16 protein-coding genes are annotated in these 16,615 nt (G+C 50.7%); 14 read left to right on the top strand and 2 right to left on the bottom strand.

The window, feature by feature from the left end; translation table 11 throughout:
• The first annotated feature begins 4 nt into the window (after window positions 1-4).
• From ACFQI7_RS14555 to ACFQI7_RS14520, 8 genes are all read left to right on the top strand, one after another.
• Entirely contained in the window at window positions 5-439 is a 435-nt protein-coding gene (locus ACFQI7_RS14555) for a DUF6220 domain-containing protein (RefSeq protein WP_218097641.1), read from the top strand.
• 356 nt (window positions 440-795) lie between these two features.
• Entirely contained in the window at window positions 796-2,118 is a 1,323-nt protein-coding gene (locus ACFQI7_RS14550; protein ID WP_218097640.1) for an ABC transporter substrate-binding protein, read from the top strand.
• A gap of 157 nt (window positions 2,119-2,275) precedes the next feature.
• Entirely contained in the window at window positions 2,276-2,545 is a 270-nt protein-coding gene (locus ACFQI7_RS14545; protein ID WP_230414670.1) for a DoxX family protein, read from the top strand.
• A 211-nt stretch (window positions 2,546-2,756) separates the two neighbouring features.
• Window positions 2,757-3,794 carry an alpha/beta fold hydrolase gene (locus ACFQI7_RS14540; RefSeq protein ID WP_218097639.1) on the top strand — a complete coding sequence of 346 codons (1,038 nt, stop codon included), beginning with the start codon at window positions 2,757-2,759 and terminating at the stop codon, window positions 3,792-3,794.
• Window positions 3,795-3,868: 74 nt separating this feature from the next.
• The gene (locus ACFQI7_RS14535) at window positions 3,869-4,459 is read left to right on the top strand and encodes a TetR/AcrR family transcriptional regulator (protein ID WP_218097638.1); all 591 of its coding nucleotides are present in this window, start codon (window positions 3,869-3,871) and stop codon (window positions 4,457-4,459) included.
• Window positions 4,460-4,679: 220 nt separating this feature from the next.
• On the top strand, window positions 4,680-5,168 hold the full coding sequence (locus tag ACFQI7_RS14530; protein WP_230414669.1) for a VOC family protein: 489 nt from the start codon (window positions 4,680-4,682) through the stop codon (window positions 5,166-5,168).
• 128 nt (window positions 5,169-5,296) lie between these two features.
• Window positions 5,297-5,833 (top strand): MOSC domain-containing protein, encoded by a 537-nt coding sequence (locus tag ACFQI7_RS14525; protein ID WP_218097637.1) that lies wholly within the window; start codon window positions 5,297-5,299, stop codon window positions 5,831-5,833.
• A 133-nt stretch (window positions 5,834-5,966) separates the two neighbouring features.
• Window positions 5,967-7,343: a sulfatase-like hydrolase/transferase gene (locus ACFQI7_RS14520; RefSeq protein WP_230414668.1), complete on the top strand. Its 1,377-nt coding sequence runs from the start codon at window positions 5,967-5,969 to the stop codon at window positions 7,341-7,343.
• Between the two features lie 193 nt (window positions 7,344-7,536).
• Here the strand turns inward: ACFQI7_RS14520 and ACFQI7_RS14515 are convergent, their stop codons facing one another.
• Both ACFQI7_RS14515 and ACFQI7_RS14510 read right to left on the bottom strand, forming a co-directional pair.
• Window positions 7,537-8,223, bottom strand: coding sequence for a response regulator transcription factor (locus tag ACFQI7_RS14515; RefSeq protein WP_218097636.1), 687 nt, complete (start codon window positions 8,221-8,223; stop codon window positions 7,537-7,539).
• A gap of 55 nt (window positions 8,224-8,278) precedes the next feature.
• Window positions 8,279-9,751: a sensor histidine kinase gene (locus ACFQI7_RS14510; protein ID WP_218097635.1), complete on the bottom strand. Its 1,473-nt coding sequence runs from the start codon at window positions 9,749-9,751 to the stop codon at window positions 8,279-8,281.
• A 152-nt stretch (window positions 9,752-9,903) separates the two neighbouring features.
• On the opposite strand from ACFQI7_RS14510, the gene ACFQI7_RS14505 reads away from it, so the two are divergent.
• The 6 genes from ACFQI7_RS14505 to ACFQI7_RS14480 all read left to right on the top strand — a co-directional run bounded on the left by ACFQI7_RS14505 (window position 9,904) and on the right by ACFQI7_RS14480 (window position 16,615).
• The gene (locus ACFQI7_RS14505) at window positions 9,904-11,223 is read left to right on the top strand and encodes an ABC transporter substrate-binding protein (protein WP_230414667.1); all 1,320 of its coding nucleotides are present in this window, start codon (window positions 9,904-9,906) and stop codon (window positions 11,221-11,223) included.
• A 70-nt stretch (window positions 11,224-11,293) separates the two neighbouring features.
• On the top strand, window positions 11,294-12,187 hold the full coding sequence (locus ACFQI7_RS14500) for a carbohydrate ABC transporter permease (protein ID WP_230414666.1): 894 nt from the start codon (window positions 11,294-11,296) through the stop codon (window positions 12,185-12,187).
• Between the two features lie 23 nt (window positions 12,188-12,210).
• The gene (locus ACFQI7_RS14495) at window positions 12,211-13,086 is read left to right on the top strand and encodes a carbohydrate ABC transporter permease (protein WP_218097634.1); all 876 of its coding nucleotides are present in this window, start codon (window positions 12,211-12,213) and stop codon (window positions 13,084-13,086) included.
• 21 nt (window positions 13,087-13,107) lie between these two features.
• Window positions 13,108-14,229 (top strand): glycoside hydrolase family 88 protein, encoded by a 1,122-nt coding sequence (locus ACFQI7_RS14490; RefSeq protein ID WP_218097633.1) that lies wholly within the window; start codon window positions 13,108-13,110, stop codon window positions 14,227-14,229.
• 814 nt (window positions 14,230-15,043) lie between these two features.
• The gene (locus ACFQI7_RS14485; RefSeq protein WP_218097632.1) at window positions 15,044-15,199 is read left to right on the top strand and encodes a hypothetical protein; all 156 of its coding nucleotides are present in this window, start codon (window positions 15,044-15,046) and stop codon (window positions 15,197-15,199) included.
• A 15-nt stretch (window positions 15,200-15,214) separates the two neighbouring features.
• Window positions 15,215-16,615: a sulfatase family protein gene (locus ACFQI7_RS14480; protein ID WP_218097631.1), complete on the top strand. Its 1,401-nt coding sequence runs from the start codon at window positions 15,215-15,217 to the stop codon at window positions 16,613-16,615.

The following is a 16,615-nucleotide window of genomic DNA, read 5'->3' as shown; positions in this document are numbered from 1 at the left end:
ATCTATGAATCAAGAATCCCCGGATCGTATCCATAATGCTGAAGCGAATGCAAACGAACGAAGCAGGCTTATCCGAGCGACACGTTTCGTCTACGGATTGCTGGCGGCGATATATTTGATATGCGTGATCCTGCAAGTGTTTTTCGCCGGGATGGGCTTGTTCGTTAATTCGGATAACTTGCAATGGCATCGCACATTTGCCAATTCCTTTGAATTCGTACCGGTCGTTATGTTTGGTTTATCGTTTGCCGGGCGCATCCGCGGCTCTTTGCGCTGGCTGCCGCTAGGGCTGTTTGCGCTTACCGTATTGCAGCATATGACGCTGCAACTGTTCGGCGGGGTATTTCCCGCCCTGCATACGGTGAATGCGCTGCTTTTGTTCTGGATCTCGCTGTATTTAACCAGACGTTCCGGAACATGGCTGCTTAGCCGCAAATAATTATCCGCGTTGGCCTTTCGTCTAAAACACCGTTCTTCATATTCTTTACTATGGGTGATAGATGCCACAGAACGGCGCCGACAGTCAACAACGATATGCTTCGATACGGGAGAGGGCTTTGCGAGACGGCGGTCTCGAGCCCTCTTTTTTTGACGCGAGCGTTCGTTCTTCAATTTTCAAGGCGATAAGGTATCAATTTCAGATAAAAGAAGGCCGTTTACAGACATTTTAGCCCCCCATCATTTGCGATACACTAGCCATATGACTCCTTAACCCGAGAAATTGAAAGCTCTGCCTATTGATTAAAAACCACCCGGAGAGGTATTGAGAAACCAATGTGCTTGGAGGTAGAGTAGATGAGAGCGATAACCATTTTACGATTGCTGACCACCTTATCGATTGCATCCGCAGCTATGGCAGGTTGCGGCGGCAAAGCGGAAGAAGCGAATCAGGCGCAAACACCGAGCCAAGAAAAGCCGGCATTCGGCAGCGAGCCGGTTGTCCTGAAGTTTTACAATCATACCGCCGGCGTTGTGACTGAGGAGGAGATGAACTCCCTTATCGTCAAACCCGTGCAGAAGAAATATCCGAATATTTCGTTCGAGCGGGTTACAGGGGCTACGTTGGATCAGATGGTAGCCTCCGGGGAGCTGCCCGACTTGATCGGTTCCGCCAACGTGTACATGTATGATATGATTGCCGCAGGCATCGCGAGTGACCTTAACCCGTTCATTCAGAGAGATAAGATCGATCTGAGCCAACTGGAGCCGGGGACCATTGACATCCTCAAGAAATTTTCGGCGAAGGGAGAGTTATTTGCGCTCCCGCTATCCATGAACTATGGCGTCATGCCCTACAATAAAGATATTTTCGACAGATTCGGCGTGCCGTACCCGAAGGACAATATGACATGGAACGAAACGATCGAATTGGCCAAGCGGTTGACCCGCATGGAAAATGGCGTGCAATACATTGGCCTCGACATGAGCTCACCACAGGATTTAACCCGTTCCTATTCGCTTCCTACGGTCGATGCAAATCATAAAGCTCTCTTGGACGGACCCGGGTATAAAAAGGTGTTTGATTTATTCGCCCAGTTGTATGCCATACCGGGCATTGTCAGCCCGAACAAAAAATATAAATATGGCATCGATAGCTTCCTTAAAGACCAGAATATGGCTTTGTTCCCTTATTGGATCGTCAATCTGACCACTCGACTCCCGGCTTTGAAGGAATCGGGCCGAGCATTTAATTGGGATCTCGTTTCATGGCCGAGCTTCGACGACAAGCCGGGAATCGGCAGACAGTCCGATTTTCATGTGATGATTGTTCCACCGACTAGCAAAAACAAGGAAGCGGCCTACCGCGTGCTTGAGGTGCTGATCAGCACGGAAGCGCAAACGGAGATGAATAAAGGCACACGCCTGACGGTATTGAAAGATCCGCAGCTGAAAAGCCAGTTCGCTTCTGCCTTAAAGATATATGAAGGGAAAAATTTGCAAGGTGTGTTTAAGGCAAAGCCTGCCCCTTCGCCTCTGTCAACTCCATACGATGGCCCAATGAATGCGATTATGAACAAGGCGATGGATAGCGTCGCCATCGAAGGCGTCGATGTTAATACCGCTCTTCGGGAAGCCAAAGAAAAAGCCGATAAAGAAATTGAAACCATGAAAAAGTGACGGATCCTCGATTCTACGGGTTATCTACAGATACAAAGCACAAAAAAACGCAATGTTAGCAACATGCGTTTTTCTGTGCTTTTTACATTTCTATTTTACTTGTGAAGCTAGCCTAAGTGTCGTTCATTTCTGCTAAATCGAGCTGGCGAATGCGTTCTTGATTGGCAATCATGACAATCTCGGTGATCTTGTCATCACAGGAGTCGTCCAGTTGATCGGAGCCGCATTACTCGTCACCGGTTACTGGTATGCTGGGGTGGTCGCATGGGCCGGCGTTTGGCTTGGAATAACGATGTTACTGGCGTGCCTTGCGCATTTCAGGGTCAAAGATCCGATCAGCAAAACGGCGACGGCCGTTGTGTTTATTTCGTTAATCGTCATTCTAACTATCGTTAATGCGGACGGTCTGATACTTCCCTTTTCTTAAAAGTTTGCTGAAAGAAAAATTACGAACATAAGCTCTCCCTATTCGGGTGAGCCTTTTTTTCTGAATGGAGGGGAAGGGGGCTGCAAACAAGAGCGGATACAAAATAGGTTCAGAAGTTTTTCGCGATTGACAATAATCGGAAAATAGTTTAGTTTAACAATGAGTGAATAACTCACTCATTGATGTGATCTCGATTAGAGGAGTGAAATACTTGAATAAACCGAATATACTGCCGGATTTATTACTGCGCAAACGAAATCAACGCAAAAACGCAAAGATACTTCAGATCAACACAACAAATTGTATCGTTGAGAGCACGTACGTAAAAATCGGAGGCATCGACCAGTGGGTTACGATCCGAGGGGAAGATCATCATAATCCAATTTTGTTGTTTATCCATGGCGGACCTGCATCGACATACTCGATTTTCAGCCCGTTGTTGCGTTCTTGGGAGAAAAATTTCACAATTGTACAGTGGGATCAGCGTGGTGCCGGTAAGACGTATACCCGGAATGGTATAGACGGATGCGGCCCCATCGGCTTTGACCGCCTTTCTCAAGACGGGATCGAACTTACAGAATACCTGATAAATAAACTCCATCATCCAAAAGTGATTCTTATCGGCAGTTCCGTAGGGAGCCTGATCGGCATCATGATGGCCAAACAGCGCCCGGACCTTTTTCATGCTTATATTGGAACGGATCAGAATGCTCCCGATCCTCAGCTTCTGGCGTACCAACTGACGTTGGATGCTCTCCGTGTTTCGGGTCATTCAAAGGGAAGTCGGTTGGTAGAGAAAATGGGACCGGATCGATCCAACTGGAGTCGTAAAGATTTTGATAAAAGAAATCAATATATCGTCAAAGCTGTCCAAGATGTACCGAATATGATTACGGATCTTATTTTGCCGTCTATGCTCTCATCCCCGGAACATAAAATGCGCGATCTCATCGATTTCTTTAAAGGAATGCGTTTCTCTCTAGATCACCTGTTTGAAGAATTATTGACTTTCGACTTCAATAAGGTTGGAACCAGCTTTAAACTACCCTTCTTTGTTTTTCATGGCGATAAAGACATTGTAACGCCAACGGATTTGGCTCAATCGTACTTCAACAAGATTGAAGCTCCTTATAAAGAATTTGTCTTAATCCGGAATGCCGGCCACCTTGCGTGTTTTGCCCGATCCGAGCAATTTTTGGAGGAACTCCTGAATCGGGTATACCCGCTCATAGCAGATAAGGCTAAATAGCCGCGGTAGAGATAAATTTGGGGATTTCGTGTTACAATGAGAATAATTTATCAAAGATCGGAGATTGAAGCTCATTGTCGCCACGAAACAAACAACAACTAATTGATATCCGCGACGAACGAAGAGAACAGATCAAACAAGCTGCGCTCAAAATATTCGCCCGTCGCGGATATGCAGGAACGAAAACGAGCATGATCGCCGCGGAGGCCGGCATTAGCGAAGGGTTGATTTTCCGTTATTTCAAATCAAAAGACGAACTTTTCACCACTCTTTTCGAAGAGTTGATGGAAGAAGCGAGGAAAGAGACCGGGGACGTTCAATTCTTGCCCGGATCGCCATTTGAACAAATCAAAGCATTTACCGAAGATATGCTTGACGAGAACAACAAGTATGCTTTTATGTTCATGCAGAGGGCACGAAAGGCGGATGCTATCCCGATAGAGGCCGCGCAGATTCTGGAACAAAATCCTGTCGACGGTTTGCTTATTCGCTTGGTCCCTGTCTTTATAAAAGGTCAGCAAGCTGGAGAATTTACCGAAGGGGACCCTTTGAAGCTATTGTCTTGGTACATATACACCATAAATTCACTTATTATGGAAGAAGTAGGACAGGAAGAGCATGGTATGCCGAGTGTTGATTTTTTAATGCGCGTATTGACAAAGTAAACTGTGGAAGGCTGGGCTGTAGACGGTAAAACTGAAAAACGGAAGGATGGTGTGTTTGGATGACAACGACCGTATATTTTGTCAGGCATGCGGATTCGCCCTGCTACGGTGCAATTCGAAAATCAAACGTTGGCCGCTGTAACAAGACTTTGGACTTGAGCGAACTGCGGGAAGGCTGCGGAAGTGAAGTCGCTTACCATAAGATCCAGGGGGAATAGGTTTGAAATTACAGGTTGAAGGTGTTTCGGAACTAGTCTTACAAGTTCAATCCATGGAAAGAGCCGTCAACTTCTGGTCGGAAAAACTGGGTTTTCCGATAGTAGACCAATGGGGATACAACAACGGCCAATTTGACACGTGCGGCAAAGGGATGATTTGGGCAACATGGTTATACATCGGCGGGAATACGCGGCTCGGTTTATGGCTGCCAAGAAATTTTTCTGAAGAGCAAATCGCCATCAAGCAATCTCCAGTCAGCCAATGGAAAAATGGATTGTACGATGAAGGCGGCATCCATGTTCATTTTGCTTTATATATCAAGCCGGAATTATTTGAAGATACCATTGCTACGTTAAAATCGTTGAATGTCGATTTCCTCGTTTTTTCAAAGGAGAACCCGGAAGCAAGCAATCTTTATTTCAAAGACACGGAAGGCAACGTGGTCGAGCTTTATACGAAGAATATGAAGAAAGTGTATGCAGGGCCATGAGGCTCAGCGATTGTTCCTTGGTGGTACTTTGCCGCGCCGCTCTCGGATAGCGAGCTGCAAACGCTTAACAGCGCTTTTGAAACGATAGTCAGCACGATGCAAGCTAGTGAAATGGAGGAGGACATGCATTGAACGATTCTAAGATCGTAGTTGATTGTGTATTGCTCGCAGACGACCCGACGACGTTCGTCACTCGCGAGGTATTCAGCGTTCAAGTGGAGATTGGAGGTATCCCGAACGACCGTCATTACGGAATTCTCCGTCCGGCGGATTCGCGGCAAAACATATACCCTCGGGGAACGATGATCGCGAACCGGCGACAAATCAGCATCGTCTCTCGGGAGGAGTGCGCGCGGATCGCCGGACTAATGGGACTACCGGTCATTAAGCCGGAATGGCTCGGCGCGAACCTGATGGTGAGCGGGCTGGAGAGCTTGACGGAGCTCGCGGCAGGCACCCGGCTGCTTTTTCCGGACGGCACGGGCCTTATATGCGAAGGGGAGAACTTGCCTTGCGTGGGGCCAGGTAAAGTAATCGAAAGCATGCATGATCAACCCGGACTTCATCGCAAATTTGTAGCTGCCGCCAAGAAATCGAGAGGCATTGTTTGTTCCGTGGAGCGGGAAGGGCGGATCAACAAAGGCGACACGGTTCGAGTCATTTGAATATATGAAACCCGGCCTCTCCGGATAGAAGCATCGAAGGAAAACAGCTGTGCGATGAAATCAAGAACCTGATCTTGGGGGAACCGCCTGAAACCAAAATACTACGCTACCAAAGAAGAGAGGAGAAGCCAACGTGAATCAACCGAATATCGTGTTTATTCTTTCCGACGACCAAGGGTCATGGGCGATGGGATGCGCAGGCAACCCTGAGATCCGTACGCCGAATTTGGACCGGCTTGCCGCTACCGGCACACGGTTTGATAACTTTTTTTGCACGTCTCCGGTTTGTTCGCCGGCCCGAGCCTCCTTGCTAACCGGCCGAATCCCTTCGCAGCATGGGGTGCACGACTGGATCAAGGAGGGAAATATGGGGGAGGGAGCGATCCCTTACCTGGACGGCCAGACTGCGTACACGGAGCTGCTCGCAGCAAACGGATACGTCTGCGGGATTAGCGGCAAATGGCATTTGGGCGATAGCTTGACGCCGCAAAAAGGCTTCACGCATTGGTTCGTTCATCAATCGGGAGGAAGCCCGTACTATGACGCTCCGATGATACGGGACGGAAAACCCGTGAAGGAAAAAGGATACGTAACGGAAGTCATTACAGAGGATGCGCTGGCGTTTATCGACAGGCAGACAGGACAAGCCCCGTTCTATCTTAGCGTACATTATACGGCGCCGCACAGTCCGTGGATTGGCCAGCATCCGGAGGATATCGTCGCCTTGTATGAAGACTGCCCGTTCGATAGCTGCCCTCAAGGACCGTCCCATCCGTGGGCGATTCCGAATGCACCGTGGGGAAACAAATGGCGCGAAAATTTAAAAGGGTATTTCGCCGCAGTCACGGCAATGGACTTGCAGATCGGCCGGTTGATCGACAGGCTGGAGGCGAAAGGGTTGAGGGAGCAAACGCTCCTTGTGTTCATGGGGGATAACGGCTTCAATTGCGGTCATCACGGGTTTTGGGGAAAGGGAAACGGTACGTTTCCGCAAAACATGTACGACACGTCGGTCAAAGTGCCTGCGATCTTCAGCCACCCAGGGACGATTCCCCAAGGAAAAGTGTGCTCTTCCATGCTGAGCGGTTACGATGTGATGCCGACGCTGCTGGATTACACAGGCATTCCGGATACGATGCCGGGTGGATTGCCTGGGGGCAGCTTCACCCCGCTGCTGCTGGGCGAACCGATGGTGGAGCGGGAGCATGTGTTCATCTACGATGAATACGGTCCGGTGCGCATGGTGCGAAGTCGAGAGTGGAAGTATGTTCACCGGTACCCGTATGGGCCGCATGAACTGTATGACCTGCTCCAGGATCCGGGGGAGCGAACGAATCTGATCGACGTGCCGGAGCAGCAGGACCGGATCGCGCGGATGAAGGCGGAGCTGGACCGGTGGTTTGTCCGGTACGCCGATCCGGAGCGCGACGGGGTGCGGGAGCCGGTCCGGGGAGGCGGTCAATTGCGGCTGGCGGGTCCGGACGGCGGCGGAAAAACGGCGTTTACGTAACAGTACGACGATGGGCCCTGGACATATCGCAGTAAGCGAAGTACAGGAGGGGCACATCGATCCGTCGTGGAGCATCCATCAAAGCCAAAAAAAAGAAGCTTCGGGTTGCAATCGGTTGCACCTTAAGCTTCTTTTTTTGCGATTGTTTTACTGGAACGTCATCATACGCTCAGTTCTAAGCATCGTTCCAGCTTTACAGCTTTTTCAATGCCTCGAAAATCCGCAGTTCATTGACGCTGCGAATGACGTCCGAAATGCTGGGAAGCTTGAATTTTTTCAATATGCTGTTGATCTGCTTTTTGATCGTTTCGTATTCAACGCTGCGTTCCTCGGCAATCGTTTTCCTCGATTTTCCCTCGCACAGCTGACGCAGCACTTGCAGTTCGCTGGGCGTCAAATCCGAGATGATCTGAATGACGAACAGCAGACTGCTTTCCGTCCGCTTCACTCGGGCGAACTCCTCGCGTATTTTTTCGGCAATCATCGGGCGGATCGGAGATTGATTATGGTAGGCGGACCGGATGGCTTCGATAATTTCCTCATTAGTGGCCGTTTTTAACAAATAGTCATTAATGCCGGTTTGAAAAGCGGCAAAAATAAAATTGTCGTCTTTGTGCACCGTGAGTACGATAATTTTAATATGCGGCAGCTTCTCATTAATTTGTTTAGCCGCTTCAATGCCCGCATACTGGCTTTCCATTTCGATATCCAGCAGGATCACATCTGGATGATGCATCGCCGCCTGCATCGCGGCTTCGTAGCCTGATGCCGCTCCGGCGACGCATTCCATCGTCCCGGACTGGGCGATGACCCGCTCCAGTCTTCTCCGGTGCGCTTCCATATCGTCGGCGATCAGAATGCGGATCTTTTGTTCGGTCATGTACGGACCCCCCTTGATGTACAGGGGAACGTTTTATTCCCCCTGATTTCTCTCGTCAAATGATAGGCAAAAAGATAATGAATGACGTGCCGGCACCGGCCTTGCTTTCCACTTGAATTTTCCCGTCGTGACCGGTCACGATTTTATGGCAATACGATAAGCCGATCCCCCAATTATTGACGGACGCTTTCGTCGTAAAGAAGGGATCGAAGATTTGGTCCAGATGCTCCTCGGAGACGCCCAACCCGTTATCCGAGATGCGGATCATCCCCCAGCCGTTCTGCTGCTTAATTTCCACCGTAATGATCCCCTGATCTTGCTGCGCTAACGATTCCATCGCATTTTTCAGCAAATTGTATATCGCTTCGCTCAAATGCGGCACATCGATATAGGCGATCGGCGGCGCTTGTCCGGGCATAAACCGGATGTCGACGGCTGCTTTGCGCGGTTCGATCAACGATAGCGCCTGCCGGACAGGCGCATCGAGCGGCTGCACTTGCAAATTGAGCTGAATTCGCTTTAATTTATCCGCCGCCTCGCCAATGCTGCTCATCGCCGCGTCACATGATTTCAGGATCAGGTTCAGGCTGTAGGCGGTTTCCTGATCGTCCGCATGCCGGTCCTTCAAATAACCGGCTTCCGATTGAATCGCGATCAAGTGATTTTTCAGCGCATGGGTGAACGCTCTTGTTCCGAGTGTCGCCGTATCGATGCTCTTGTTAATTTGAATATCGCGGTTTCTGCGGTATGTCTCAATCGAGTTATACTTATAAAGAATAACGAGCATAAACGTCAGCGCGGCATACACCACATAGGGCATAATGGACAGCAGGAGCTTGTGCGTGCCGAACGAAGGCTGTAAGTAATTGTAATACCCTTCCAAATAGGTGGCCTTGACCAAATTTTTGGGTGCCCATGAAAATAGCAGTACATGAAGGAGCGCGACAGGAATCAAGCTGAGCGTATGCACCAAAGTCATGTTTTTAATAAACCGGATGTTCGGATATTTTAAGTAATAATGCATCATCAGCCCAAAAGCTATGGTCAACATAGCATATTTTGCAAAATGAAGGGCGTGACCCGACAGCTCCAAGGCGAAACGAAGCGATTCGCTCTGTACGGCAATATGGAGCGCAGGATCGTAAAGAACCAGCATGAGAACGAAGAGCGTTGCAAGGAAAACGTATGTCCGGCGCTGCGTCCTCGGCTTGAGGCTGCGGGTGAACGAAACGGCAAAGCCGAGCAGCGAGCAATAAAACAGAATTACGCCGAGGTTCAGCAACCGAATCAGCAGCAGCGGATTGAACTTGGCCAGCACAAGATAATTCCACGTGCCGGGGCTGAAATTGAATACGGAATGAATGATGTTGTAATAATAGTTAAATTTGCTCAAATAAAGAATAAACGAGACAAAGGAAACAACCCATCCGACAATAATGCCGTACATGAAGCGCGTAGAAGTGCTGTTCAGCTTGTTGTAAGTGACCAGAACCGAGACCGACAAAAAGATAAGCGTGACAATAATCATGATGAGAACCTCTTCAGCTGGGAAGAATGGCCGGACTCGTCCTGTCCGGGGGGAATAAAACTTTCAACTCCCGGCATTTCGGATTCCGGTTTACAATAACGTCATGGGAAGCGCATACAAAAATCATAACAAAACCAAAGGGTGGATGTAAAATGAATAAATTTGTTAGCCTGACCTTGGCGAGCGCCCTGGTGGCGGGACTAGCCGCGGGCTGTTCTTCTTCGAAACCGTCCGCTCAAGGCGGGAACGGAGCCGGAAGCGGCGGAGAAGGCAAGCCGGTGAAGCTGAAGATGACGGTGCTGTCGGACGATTTGAATACGTTCAAGCTGGCCTATGACGAGTTCAAGAAAGAGAACCCGAACATCGATGTCCAGATCGAGACGATCCCGCAGCAGCAGTACTATGACAAGCTACGGCTTCAATTGTCTTCCGGCGAAGATATCGACATTATCGGCGGCAATATGGACGTGTTCCTGGATACCGGGATTTTGGAACCGCTCGACGACTATATCAAAAAAAATAAAATCGACGTTTCCGGCTTCGGACCGCTATACGACAGTCTGAAGGTGAACGATAAGATGTACGGCCTTCCTTACCGGAAGTCGAACTGGATGCTCTATTACAACAAAACGTTATTCGATCAAGCGAAGGTGCCGTATCCGAAAGCAGACATGACGTGGGACGAGTTCCGGGATTTGGCCAAAAAAATGACGAAAGGCGAAGGAGCGAACAAAATATACGGAGCGTTCCTCCATCCGTGGGCACAAACGTGGTACATCCAGGCGGTACAGGGCGGTTCCACCATTATCGATAAAGATTTGACGCCGTTCAAGAAGGCGCTGCAGTTTCGGATGGACATGGAGAAGGACGGCTCAATCATGTCTTGGGCGGAGCAAATCTCGACGTCGGCCCACTACAATTCCGCTTTTCAAAAAGGCAATGTGGCGATGAACCTGATCGGCGACTGGCATGTGGCCCAGCTCAGACAGGCGGAGGAAGAGAAAAAGATCAATTTCGATTGGGACGTCGTTCCGGTGCCGCATCCTTCGGGCGTTCCGGCCAATACAAGTCTTGCGACGCCTGTATCTCTCATGGTGAACAAAAATTCCAAGCACAAAGAGGAAGCGTTCAAGGTGCTGGAATATATGACAGGCGCCAAAGGAGCGAAAATATTCGCTTCCAAAGGGTTTCTGACCGGGTACAGCAATGACGAGATCCGGAAAGCTTATGTAGGCGACGGAAGCATGAAACCGAAAAACATTCGTTATTTCGTCGAACAGAAAGAATATCCCGAGTATCCGCTGCTGCCAGGCGTGAAAAATATTGTGCTCAACAATATTTACAAGCAAGAGGGCGAGATCGCTTTAACCGGCGGACAAACGGCCGAACAGGCGATCCAGAAAATCGGCGCGAGGGTTCAGAAGGAATGGGCGGACAAGTACGAAAAAGAATTCAAGACCTCCAAGAAATAACGCTTTAAGCCCGGGCCGAGCCTCACTTTCAATATGGTGAAGCTCGGCCGTCAAGACAGGAGTGAGACTTTTGACCCGGCCTCATAAAAATGCAATCAACCGCAGCAGAATAACCGGCTATCTTTTTTTGCTGCCTAATATGATCGGTTTTCTCGTGTTTATTTGTTTTCCCGTAATTGCCTCGTTCCTCATGAGCTTTACCGATTGGAACGGCTTCGGCAATGTCAACTTTACCGGATTCGATAATTATACCCGGCTATGGGGGGACGATACGTTTCGCATCTCGCTGCTCAACAGCTTGATCATGACCGTCGTTTCCGTACCCGCTACGCTGCTGCTCGCCATTCTTGCGGCCGTCGCGCTCAATAAAGGCATTCGCGGCATCAAGCTGTTCCGCACCGCGATCTTTTTGCCCCATATTACCGCGACGATTGCCGTGGCTGTCGTTTGGCAGCTGCTGTACAACCCGACAATGGGTCCGATCAACGGCTTCCTTCGAACAATAGGCGTGGAACATCCGCCCGCATGGCTCGCATCCGGCGATTGGGCGTTATTGTCCGTCATTATCGTAAGCATCTGGCACTCCATCGGATACTACATGGTGCTTTATTTGGCGGGCTTGCAGGGCATACCGAAAGATTTGTACGAAGCGGCGGAAATCGACGGGGCGGGGAAAGTATCCCAATTTCGCAACGTTACACTTCCGATGCTGTCGCCGGTCATCTTTTTTACGGTCATTATCGGCATCATCAATTCATTCAAAGTGTTTGACCTCGTCTACGTGCTGACCAAAGGCGGACCTGGACGATCGACACATATGTTGGTTTACGATATTTACTATACCGCTTTCCAAAGGTACGAATACGGCTATGCTTCGGCTATGGCCTACGTCCTGTTCGCCATCATTGCCGTCATTACATTCGTTCAGTTTAAGGGACAAAGCCGCTGGGTCAATTATTCCTAAGCGGAGTACAGGGAGGAATTGAAATGAAGTTGACCCATTCGCGGGCAGAAGCATATGCCGCTCCGAAGCCGTTCCGACTGTCGTCATGGGTCCGAAGCACATTATTGTACGCCGTTCTCATCGTCGTCTCCTTATCGATGGTATTGCCTTTCGTGTGGATGATTTCGGCGTCGCTCAAATCGGAGGCGGAAGTGTTCAGCTTTCCGATCCGCTGGATTCCGAGCGCGTTTTATTGGTCGAATTACGAGAAAGTATGGGTAAAGCTTCCGTTTTTTTCTTACTATTTGAACACGATCAAAATTGCGGTGTCGACCACCGTGCTGCAAATCGTTACTTGCTCGATGGCTGCGTACGCATTCGCCAAAGTCCGTTTTCCGGAACGGGACAAACTGTTTTTTATGTACGTGGCGACGATGATGATTCCGTTCCAGGTGATGATGATTCCGCAGTTTTTGCTGATGAAGCAGCTTGGGCTGATCGATTCCCACTGGGCGCTCATCATGCTGGGTGCCTTTAGCCCCTTTGGCGTATTTTTGTTCCGGCAGTTTTTCATGTCGATTCCGGAGGAGCTGTCGGAGGCGGCGCGCATTGACGGGCTGAGCGAATTCGGCATTTATTGCCGCGTTATTTTGCCCTTGACGCGTCCGGCGATCGCGAGCTTGACGATCTTTACTTTCATGCATGCCTGGAATGATTTTCTCGGGCCGCTCATTTATTTGAACTCGGACGATTTATTTACGCTGCAGCTCGGCATGCAGCATTTCCAATCGGAGCATGCGACGGAATACGGTCCGTTGATGGCCGCTGCGGTGTCCGCCATCGTGCCGACCATCGTCATCTACTTTTTGGCTCAGGATCATTTTGTCGAAGGGATCGCCGCCGGTGCGGTAAAAGGATAAAGTCGGAGGAGAGAAATAATCATGTGGAAACAGGCGATAGACGACGCGGTGGAGAAGGTGCGCCGCAATATGCTGAAGTTCGGGGACGGCTTTCCTCACGTCGGACAGCAAGGCAGCTACAGCGGATATTTGAATCCGAACAACGAATGGACGTCCGGCTTTTGGTCCGGCATGTTATGGCTGTCCTACGAGTATACGAAAGATTCGGTATTCCGGGATGCGGCGGGAAGAACGGTCGAAAGTTTTAAGCAGCGGCTCATCCGAAACGACGCGATCGAGCATCATGATATCGGCTTCCTCTATACGTTATCATCGAAAGCCCAGTGGATGATCGAAAACGACGAAGCCGCCAAGCAGTTGACGGTGCAAGCGGCAAAGAAATTATGCGGCCGTTGGCGCGAGCAAGGCGGGTACATTCAAGCGTGGGGACCGCTCGGATGTCCGGAGCAAGGCGGCCGGATCATCATCGACTGCCTGATGAACTTGCCGCTATTGTATTGGGCTTCACAGACGACCGGGGAAGCGCGTTTCGCGGACATTGCCGCCGCTCAGGCAGAATTGAGCAGACGGTACCTCGTTCGCGGCGACGACTCCAGCTATCATACGTTTTATTTCGATCAGGAAACCGGCGAACCGATCGGCGGAGCGACGGCGCAAGGCTACCGCCAAGGTTCGACCTGGACCCGTGGGCAAGCATGGGGCGTTTACGGGTTTGCATTGTCCTACAGGTATACCGGAAATGTGCAGTTCTTAGACACGTCTAAGCGGATGGCCCGTTATTTCTTGACGCATTTGCCGGAAGATCATGTGGCTTATTGGGACTTTGACGTGCCGGTGCAGGCGGGAACGTACCGTGATAGTTCGGCTTCCGCGATCGTATGCGCCGGGCTTCTGGAGCTGCTTGAGCAGCAGCCGGACGGCGATCCCGACCGGGAATGGCTGCGGCTCGGACTGGAACGATCGCTGAGATCGCTCACGGAACGGTACGCTACGATCGGGCAGCCGGAGGCGGAAGGGCTGCTTCTTCACGGATCGTACAGCGTGAGAGGAAACAATGCACCGGACGATTACATGATCTGGGGCGATTATTACTATTTGGAGGCACTGCTTCGGATCGAGTGTGGGATCAAAGGGTATTGGTGACCCGTCGGATAAAGCAGTGTGCCGGGCGGAAACGCGGGGCATGCAGTACGGACTGCAGCCTGAGGTCACGGCACAAATGATGAGCATATACGCTATAGGCAAGGAGAAGTATCAGCCAGTCAGATGCAACAAGAGGAATGGGTATGGGGTGGAAAAGCGGCAGCGGTCGCCCTGGTCGTCACCTACGGTGACTGCTTGGGTATGCAGCCAACCTTTGAAATCGTATGTATACCGCTAATCATTCCATTCCAAACATACGATTTCAAAAGCGATTGGAATCCCATCCCCATTCCTTCTCACGCACATACGCATGGGTTTACACTCTAATGGACCGTCCGACAATCCCGGACGGTCTTTTCACGCTTTCCTTACAGTTGAATTTTTTCAAATAACTACAAATTGCAAAGTAAAAGCTACAGTACATCATTGTAGTAGCGCGCCTGCGGGCGCTAGAGCAGGGGTGAAAAATCACCGTGTACCATCGTGTAAACGAGAGTTTCCCATGCGGAAACCGGGCTTTCCCTAGTTTCAAAGAGCTGGGTGCATGGGGAGGGGGAATAAAACATTCATCTTCTTGGGAAACGGATGTCACGTTACAATGAACCCAAACGATGCTCATCTTTAGACAAAAAGGGGGTGCATGACCGGAAGCGGAAGACGATCGGCTGATCTTAAGCGCCTTGGATCCCGATTTGCGGCTATATGACGGCATAGAGGCCGACCAATATGACGAGTGCGGCATTCAAAAAGAAGTAAGCGTCTACTCGCGGTCATGGGTTCATGCGGAAAGCCGGCCGCACCGGATGACCTTACTTTGCGGGGAACGTGGGAGCTCGCGGAAACGACCGACGGTGCCCGTGTGAGCGTAAGCCGTCACGACGATGAACGGACGCTGCTTACTTTCCTTTGCAAGGATGCCGCGCCGATCGAGATTGCCCTGGTCAGAACGCGAGACTGGCAGTATTTGTGAAGAGGGGATGTTGACATGCGTACAAAAAAACCGAATTTGTTATTTGTGTTTCCCGATCAATGGAGAAAACAGGCGGTAGGGTTCCGCAACGAAGACGAAGTGGCGACGCCGAATATCGACCGGTTTGCCTGCGAAAGCCTTTCGCTGGATCACGCGATCAGCTGTTTTCCGCTTTGTTCGCCGAACCGTTCCGTTATGCTGACGGGCCGCTACCCGTTATCCACCGGCGTGACGACCAACTGCAAGCTGGGACTCCCCGTCAAGCTGGGCGACGATGAGCTTACGATCGGCAACCTGCTGAAGCAGGAAGGATACCAGACCGGATATATCGGCAAATGGCATTTGGACCTGCCGGAACAATCGTTCGAAGCTGAGCCGGCGTCCGGCGCGAAACATTGGGACGCTTATATTCCGCCCGGTCCGCGCCGGTTCGGCTTCGACTTCTGGTACGCTTACAATGCATTCGACAAGCATATGAGCCCGCATTACTGGCGAGATACGCAGGAAATGATCGAGCCGAATCGATGGTCGACAGAGCACGAGACGGATGTTGCGATCGACTTTATCCGAGGCAGGGACCGCGATAAGCCGTTCTGCCTGTTCGTTTCCTGGAATCCGCCGCATCAGCCGTTCGAGCAGGTGCCTGAGCACTACAAAGCGATGTACGCCGACCGGCCGCTAACGCTCCGTCCGAATGTGAAAGGGGAAGGCATCGCGCAGGCGGAGCGGCATCAGCAGGATTATTTCGCCGCCGTGACCGCGACGGACGATCAGTTCGGCCGACTGCTGGAAGCATTGGAGCAGGAAGGGCTTAGCGAAGATACGATTGTCGTGCTGACTTCGGACCACGGCGAAATGATGGGTTCCCACGGATGGATGGAGCATAAAAACATCTGGTATGAAGAATCGATCGCCGTACCATTTTTGATCCGCTACCCTGGACGAGTAAAAAATGGAACGGAGCTTATCCTGTTTAACAGTGCGGATATCGTTCCGACGCTGCTCGGGCTGATGAATGCAGACGTACCCGACGAGGTACGGAGACGGATGCAGGGAACGGACTTTTCGCCGATTTTTTGCGGAAAGGAATTGGAAGCGCAAGCTCGCAGACCTTCATCCGCGTTCATCTGCCACTATCCCGGAGGGATCGAGGAGCACCGCAAGGCCGGGGAACAGGGCCACAACATTAACGCATACGGCTGGAGAGGAATCCGTACGGAGCGATACACCTATGTCGCGCAAAAAAACTTCGGCGCCGCTTCAGCGGCAAGGCTGCTGTACGATAACGAGACGGATCCTTACCAGTTGAATCCGCGAACGTTCACGTCCGCGCCTCAGGAAGGCGAAGCCAAAGCGCTGGAAGATCAATTGAAAGCGTGGCTCGTGAAGCTGGAAGACCCATTTTCGTTGGATTGA

Origin of the sequence: Paenibacillus allorhizosphaerae (assembly GCF_042659105.1) — a bacterium.
Taxonomy (GTDB): domain Bacteria; phylum Bacillota; class Bacilli; order Paenibacillales; family NBRC-103111; genus Paenibacillus_G; species Paenibacillus_G allorhizosphaerae.
The sequence above is the reverse complement of the archived record's forward strand: the minus strand, read 5'-3'. Positions and strand labels throughout refer to the sequence as shown.

Coding starts and splice junctions, on each gene's coding strand:
- ACFQI7_RS14495 (WP_218097634.1), top strand. CDS start 12,211: ATGAAGTTGACCCATTCGCGGGCAGAAGCATATGCCGCTCCGAAGCCG.
- ACFQI7_RS14505 (WP_230414667.1), top strand. CDS start 9,904: ATGAATAAATTTGTTAGCCTGACCTTGGCGAGCGCCCTGGTGGCGGGA.
- ACFQI7_RS14550 (WP_218097640.1), top strand. CDS start 796: ATGAGAGCGATAACCATTTTACGATTGCTGACCACCTTATCGATTGCA.
- ACFQI7_RS14555 (WP_218097641.1), top strand. CDS start 5: ATGAATCAAGAATCCCCGGATCGTATCCATAATGCTGAAGCGAATGCA.
- ACFQI7_RS14515 (WP_218097636.1), bottom strand. CDS start 8,223: ATGACCGAACAAAAGATCCGCATTCTGATCGCCGACGATATGGAAGCG.
- ACFQI7_RS14480 (WP_218097631.1), top strand. CDS start 15,215: ATGCGTACAAAAAAACCGAATTTGTTATTTGTGTTTCCCGATCAATGG.
- ACFQI7_RS14490 (WP_218097633.1), top strand. CDS start 13,108: ATGTGGAAACAGGCGATAGACGACGCGGTGGAGAAGGTGCGCCGCAAT.
- ACFQI7_RS14510 (WP_218097635.1), bottom strand. CDS start 9,751: ATGATTATTGTCACGCTTATCTTTTTGTCGGTCTCGGTTCTGGTCACT.